The organism is Novosphingobium sp. BL-S-32, from assembly GCF_056857055.1.
Genome location: NZ_CM166476.1, coordinates 1,573,479 through 1,580,000, shown reverse-complemented (window position 1 = coordinate 1,580,000; position 6,522 = coordinate 1,573,479). Strand labels below are relative to the sequence as shown.

The following is a 6,522-nucleotide window of genomic DNA, read 5'->3' as shown; positions in this document are numbered from 1 at the left end:
ACGATTGGTGGAACCGCGCAGTCGCTGACGCAGGGCGAACAGATCGCCGTGCGCGCCGCCGAGACCGGCCAGTCGAAGGTTAACTTCAAGGACTTGCCGCTGGTCTTCGTCGGCTACGGCGTGAAGGCGCCCGAGCGGGGCTGGGACGATTTCAAGGGGGTGGACCTCAAGGGCAAGATCATGGTCGTCCTGGTCAACGATCCCGACTTCGAAGGCGGTGAGGGTGACTTCGGCGGCAAGCTGATGACCTATTATGGCCGCTGGACTTACAAGTACGAGGAAGCCGCACGCCAGGGCGCGGCGGGCGTCTTGGTTGTCCATGAGAGCGAGCCGGCCTCCTATGGCTGGGCGACCGTCAAGAACTCCAACACCAACACCATGTTCGACATCGTCCGCGCCGATCCGACTTCGGCGCACACGCAGATGGAAGGCTGGATCCAGAAGGACCTGGCCGCGCAATTGCTCAAGGCTTCGGGCGTCGACTTCGATGCCGCCAAAGCAGCCGCGCGCCGTAAGGACTTCCGCCCGATTCCGCTGAAGGCGACGATGAGCGCGGACTATGCCGTGAAGTCCAGCGTCATCACCTCGCACAACGTGGCCGGTATCCTGCCCGGTTCGAAGTATCCGAACGAGACCGTCATCTACTCGGCGCACTGGGATCACCTCGGCATCGGCGCGCCCGACGCGAAGGGCGACCGCATCTACAACGGCGCGCGCGACAATGCCTCGGGCACCGCGACGCTGATCGAACTGGCGCGCGCTTTCGCCAAGGGGCCCAAGCCCGAACGCTCCGTGCTGTTCCTGGCCGTGACGGCCGAGGAAAAGGGCCTGCTCGGTTCGGAATACTATGCCGACAATCCATTGCGCTCGCTGGCGACGACGGCCGGTGTCATCAACATGGACGGCCCGCTCTCGATGGCGAAGACCACGAATTTCAGCATCTCGGGCGCGGCGAAGCTCGATCTACTGACGATGCTGACGGAGGAAGGGCAGAAGCTGGGCCGCCACTATACCCCTGACGCGCGCCCGGAGGCCGGCAGCTTCTACCGTTCGGACCACTTCTCGATGGCGAAGCGCGGGGTGCCGGCGATCTCGTTCAGTCCGGGCCGTGAACTGGTCGATGGCGGCGATGCGCGCGGCAAGGAACTGTCCGACGCCTATACCCGCGACAAGTACCATCAGCCGGCGGACGAATACGATCCGAACTGGGATACCAGCGGTTGGACCAGCGACCTGACGCTGCTGTATAATGTGGGCGATCGCCTTGCCGACAGTCACGTCTGGCCGAACTGGTCGCAGGACAGCGAGTTCCGCGGGACCCGGGATGCGACTGCGGCGCAGCGCAAATGATCGGTATTGATCGACGTCCCCGGCATCGATGCATGCCGGGGCGTTTTTCGTGGCGGACAAATCATGTTTCGCACGCGCTCGCTCGATCCGGGGCAGAGTTCTTCCTGCAACTGACGCTGCGCCCCTTCGGCTAAGGCGAATCGGTTCGGTGGGCGTGCGCAGTTTTCTTGACTCTGCGCGCCCCCCGGCCTATCGGGCAGCGTTTACCGATCCAGCGAATTTATTCACGGAGTGCCCATGGCGCGCGTTACTGTCGAAGACTGTGTCGACAAGATCCCCAACCGGTTCGATCTCGTCCTGCTCGCCGCGCAGCGTGCGCGCGAGATTTCGGGCGGCGCCGAACTCAGCGTCGAACGCGACCGCGACAAGAACCCGGTCGTTGCCCTGCGCGAAATCGCCGAGCAGACCGTTCGTCCGAACGAACTCAAGGAATCGTTGGTCACCTCGATGCAGCGCGTCCTGCCTGACGACGACGATGCGATGGACGAAGTCGGCTCGCTCAGCCAGTCGGCAGAGGCCCTGCGCATCACCGCTTCGGCACCGACGCGCAACACCTCGATCGGCGGCGACTACGACGGTTGATTGCTGCACAGTGATCGTATCCGTAGCGGCTCTGATGGGTTGACTGCGGCGCGATCGCGGGCAACCATCTGCGAGTGGTTGCAGGCAAGCATAGATTGCCCCGGATAGCCGGGAGCAGCGGGCCGGCCCTGAAGAGGGTGCGGCCCGTTGTCGCGTCCGGGGAAGACGCTTCGGGGGCGTCGGGGAAGGGGCCGCGTTCGGCCACGATCGCGATCTACAGCGTCAAGGGCGGCGTGGGGAAGACCACGTTCGCGGCCAATCTGGCGTGGTGCTCGGCGCAGACCTCGGGCCATCGCACGCTGCTTTGGGATCTCGACGCGGCGGGTGGATCGGGCTTTCTCTATGGTCTTGAACCGCAAGGCTCGCGTCTGGCCGAAGAAGTGTTCACGCGCGACCGGCCAGCCACCAAATTGATTCAGAAGACGGCGGACCCGCTGGTGGACGTGCTGCCGGCGGACGAGAGCATCCGCGCGCTGGACGCGCACCTGATGCGCATCGGCAAGCGCAAGCGCCTGGCCAAGCTGGCTGAGGACCTGTCGGCCGATTACGCACGCATCCTGCTCGATTGTCCGCCGGTGCTGAACGAGCTTTCGGCGCAAGTCGCGCGCGCGGCTGATCTGATTATCGTGCCGTTGCCGCCGTCGCCGCTCTCAGCGCGCGCGCTCGAACTCGTGGTGCGGGAGATCGCGGGGACCACCAAGCGCCATCCGCCGATCCTGCCGGTGCTTTCCATGCTCGACATGCGGCGGTCGCTCCATCGGCAGGTGCGGGAAGCGCAGCCGAACTGGCCGGCGGTGCCCTATGCCAGTGTGGTCGAGCAATGTGCGGTGCAGCAACGTCCGGTCGGCGCGATTGCGCCGGGCAGCCCGGCGGCGCAGGCTTTCGCGATGCTCTGGCGCGCGATCGAGGCCAAGTTGGCCGAACGGCAGGATTGAGCAAAGCTGCGGATTGCGGGCCGCTTCGCAGCCGCCCGGCATGCCACACGCGCAATGGTTGTTCTCCGCCCCCAACACGGGTTAGGTTAGCCCTCAGACATCATTGGGGGAAACGGTGAGCGATCTGACGGAAAGCCTGGCGGATATGGGGCAGGGCGCTTTCGCGGCACGCGCGGTGGAACCGCATGCGGGCGAGGGCGCGGACGGCGGCAAGGGGCACACGCACGAATCCGCCTGCCTCAACTGCGGAACCGCACTGGTCGGATCGCATTGCCACGCCTGCGGCCAGGCCGCGCATGTCCACCGCACGCTCGGCGCCTTTTTCCATGACCTGATGCACGGGGTCTTCCATTTCGAAGGCAAGATCTGGCGCACGCTGCCCATGCTCATCCGGCACCCGGGCAAGCTGACGCGCGAATATATCGATGGCCGGCGCGCGAGCTACGTTTCGCCCATCGCGCTGTTCCTGTTCTGCGTCTTCCTGATGTTCGGCGTGTTCCACGCCACCGAGGAGCCGGAGAATCTGGGAGCGAAGATGACCAGCCCGACCGAACTGGCCAAGGCGATCGCCTCCAGCGAGAAGCGCATCGACGGCCTCAAGACGCGGCGCAAAGCCCTCGCCGCCGCGGGCAAGGACACGGACCAGATCGACAAGGAGATCGACAGCAAGGAAACCGCACTGGGCGTGATGCGCGACACCCACGATGCCGTCACCGAGAACGGCGGTGACGTGCAGCAGATCAGCGATATCCGGCCGATCCAGCAGGCCGTCGCGAAATTTCGCCAGAACCCGGACCTGGCTGCCTACAAGCTTCAGACTTATGCCTACAAATACAGCTGGGCGCTGATCCCGATCTCGGTGCCGTTCCTCTGGCTGCTGTTTCCCTTCAGCCGCCGCTTCCATCTTTACGAGCACACCGTGTTCGCGACCTATTCGATCTGCTTCATGACGCTGCTGGCGGTCGTGGCGATGCTGCTCGGCGCGGTGGGAGCCGGAACGCTGGAGGGGCTGCTGTTCTTCGTTCCGCCGTTTCACATGTATGCGCAGCTCAAGGGGACCTACGGTCTTGCCCGTCGCGGCGCGCTGTGGCGTACGGCGCTGCTGGTGATCTTCGCTTGCACTGCGCTGTTGCTGTTCTTTGTGGCGCTGACGGCGCAGACGTAGGGCCTGCGATCGGGAAGAGAGCTCCTGCATCATGTGAGCCGCGTCATCCTGAACTTGTTTCAGGATCCATTTTGCGGTTCGCCCGAAAGCCGGATCCGCAAACGCACGGCGCCTTCATCACCTTGTCGAAAGACGCGGCCTCGCGCCTCGGCTCAGGGGGCTTCGACAAGCTCAGCCTGGGCGGGACGGGGTAAGGACAGGGAATGTTCGCGCTCGGCATGATCGAAGTCTTGCCATTTCGCGCTCCGCTCATCCTGAGCTTGTCGAAGGATGGGACCGCGCGCCGCGCCCCTGAGGGCTTCGACAGGCTCAGCCTGAGCGGGACTTGCGGGCACTGGCCATGCCCCTGATCTGAAAATCCCCCTCCGCTCATCCTGAGCTTGTCGAAGGATGAAACCTCACGCCGCGCCTCCGGGATCCGGGCAACCTCCGCCCAACAAAAAAAGGGCGAGGACACCGCCGTCCTCGCCCTCTCCTGCATTCTTCCCACGAGGGGAAGGCCGGGTATTCGATATCAGATAGTTCAGGCGCCCTGCGGCGTCGCGCTGCCGGAATAGCGGCGGCCGGCCTTGGGAATGGCAGAGCCGGTCAACGGACGCGGCGAGCCGTTTCCACGAGACTCGTTCGGACGGTCGATCTTGCCTTCGGAAAGAAGACGGTCGATCTCTTCGCCCGAAAGCGTCTCGTATTCCAGCAGAGCCTGCGCCAGCGCTTCAAGCTGCTCGGCATTGTCCCTCAGCAGCGTCGTCGCGCGGGCGTGGGCATCGTCCACCAGACCACGGATTTCGCTGTCGATCACCTTGTTGGTCTCGTCCGAGGCCATCAGGCGATGCGAGCCGCCCATGCCGAGGTAGCCTTCCTGCTGTTCCTCGTACTGGAGCGGGCCCAGCTTGTCCGACATGCCCCACTTGGTGACCATGTTGCGGGCCAGACCGGTGGCATACTGGATGTCCGACGAGGCGCCCGACGAAACCTTGTCGTACCCGAAGATCAGTTCCTCGGCCACGCGGCCACCCATGGCGACCGAGAGGTTCGCGAGCATCTTGTCGCGGTGGTACGAGTAGCTGTCCCGCTCCGGCAGGCGCATCACCATGCCCAGCGCGCGGCCGCGCGGGATGATGGTGGCCTTGTGGATCGGGTCCGAAGCCGCCTCATGCAGCGAGACGATGGCGTGGCCGGCCTCGTGGTAAGCGGTCATCTTCTTCTCGTCGTCGGTCATGACCATGGAGCGGCGTTCCGCGCCCATCATGACCTTATCCTTGGCGTCCTCGAACTCCTGCATGGCGACGAGGCGCTTGTTGCGTCGCGCGGCCAGCAAGGCGGCTTCGTTCACGAGGTTGGCAAGATCCGCGCCCGAGAAGCCCGGAGTGCCGCGCGCGATCACGCGCGGGTTCACGTCGGGCGCCAGCGGCACCTTCTTCATGTGCACGGCCAGGATCTTCTCGCGGCCTTCGATATCCGGCACCGGCACCACGACCTGACGGTCGAAGCGGCCGGGACGCAGCAGCGCGGGGTCCAGCACGTCGGGGCGGTTGGTCGCCGCGATGATGATGATGCCCTCGTTGGCCTCGAAGCCGTCCATTTCGACCAGAAGCTGGTTCAGCGTCTGCTCGCGCTCGTCGTTCGAATTGCCGAGGCCATGACCGCGATGGCGGCCGACCGCGTCGATTTCGTCGATGAAGACGATGCAGGGCGCGTTCTTCTTGGCCTGTTCGAACATGTCGCGCACGCGGCTTGCGCCGACGCCGACGAACATTTCGACGAAGTCCGAGCCGGAGATCGTGAAGAACGGCACGCCTGCCTCACCCGCGATGGCGCGGGCGAGCAGGGTCTTGCCGGTACCGGGCGAGCCGACCAGCAGTGCGCCCTTCGGGATCTGGCCGCCCAGCTTCGAGAAGCGGGTGGGATCGCGCAGGAACTCGACGATTTCCTCCAGCTCCTCGCGCGCTTCGTCGATGCCGGCAACGTCGTCGAAAGTGACGCGTCCCGAGCGTTCGGTCAGCAGCTTGGCCTTGGACTTGCCGAAGCCCATCGCGCCGGAGCCGCCGCCCTTCTGGACCTGCCGCAGCGCGAAGAACGCGATGCCGACGATCAGCAGGAAAGGCAGGGTCTGCGCGAGGATATAGACCAGCATCGAGCCCTCTTCAGGGCTCTTGCCGGCATAGCGCACGTCGTGGTCCTGCAGGAGCTGGGTGAGCGTGGTGTCGTTCGGGACCGGTACGGTCGTGAACGAATCGCCGTTCTTCAGCTTGCCGTCGATGCGGTCTTCACCGATCTCCACAGTGGCCACGCCGCCTTCGGCAACTTTGGCGCGGAAATCGGAATAGGCGATGGTCGGCCCGCTTTCGGCGCGGGTGTTGAACATCGACACAACCATCAGGAGTGCGAGGAAAATGCCGCCCCACACGAGCAGGCTCTTGACCCAGGGATTGCCGCTAGGCTGGTCGTCGTTCATCGTTGGAGAAACCGTCCTTTCACCCGCCAATGTAG

5 protein-coding genes (1 of these 5 cut by a window edge) are annotated in these 6,522 nt (G+C 64.7%); 4 read left to right on the top strand and 1 reads right to left on the bottom strand.

The genetic code is table 11. The features are described 5' to 3' along the window. From AC1VVK_RS07235 to AC1VVK_RS07220, 4 genes are all read left to right on the top strand, one after another. A protein-coding gene (locus AC1VVK_RS07235) for a M28 family metallopeptidase (protein ID WP_482904938.1) crosses the window boundary here: on the top strand, positions 1–1,350 show its 3' portion. It extends 330 nt beyond the left edge of the window; 1,350 of the gene's 1,680 nt are visible here — the last part of the coding sequence; its start codon lies off the left edge, out of view; it ends in the stop codon at positions 1,348–1,350. A gap of 237 nt (positions 1,351–1,587) precedes the next feature. Then, a complete protein-coding gene (gene rpoZ, locus AC1VVK_RS07230; protein ID WP_132387391.1) occupies positions 1,588–1,932 on the top strand; it encodes a DNA-directed RNA polymerase subunit omega in 345 nt (114 codons plus the stop codon). A 137-nt stretch (positions 1,933–2,069) separates the two neighbouring features. Continuing rightward, a complete protein-coding gene (locus AC1VVK_RS07225) occupies positions 2,070–2,867 on the top strand; it encodes a ParA family protein (protein ID WP_482904937.1) in 798 nt (265 codons plus the stop codon). A gap of 115 nt (positions 2,868–2,982) precedes the next feature. Beyond that, the gene (locus AC1VVK_RS07220; RefSeq protein WP_482904936.1) at positions 2,983–4,032 is read left to right on the top strand and encodes a DUF3667 domain-containing protein; all 1,050 of its coding nucleotides are present in this window, start codon (positions 2,983–2,985) and stop codon (positions 4,030–4,032) included. A gap of 523 nt (positions 4,033–4,555) precedes the next feature. Here AC1VVK_RS07220 and ftsH read toward each other — a convergent pair. Beyond that, a complete protein-coding gene (gene ftsH, locus AC1VVK_RS07215; RefSeq protein ID WP_482904935.1) occupies positions 4,556–6,487 on the bottom strand; it encodes an ATP-dependent zinc metalloprotease FtsH in 1,932 nt (643 codons plus the stop codon). Between the last annotated feature and the right edge of the window lie 35 nt (positions 6,488–6,522).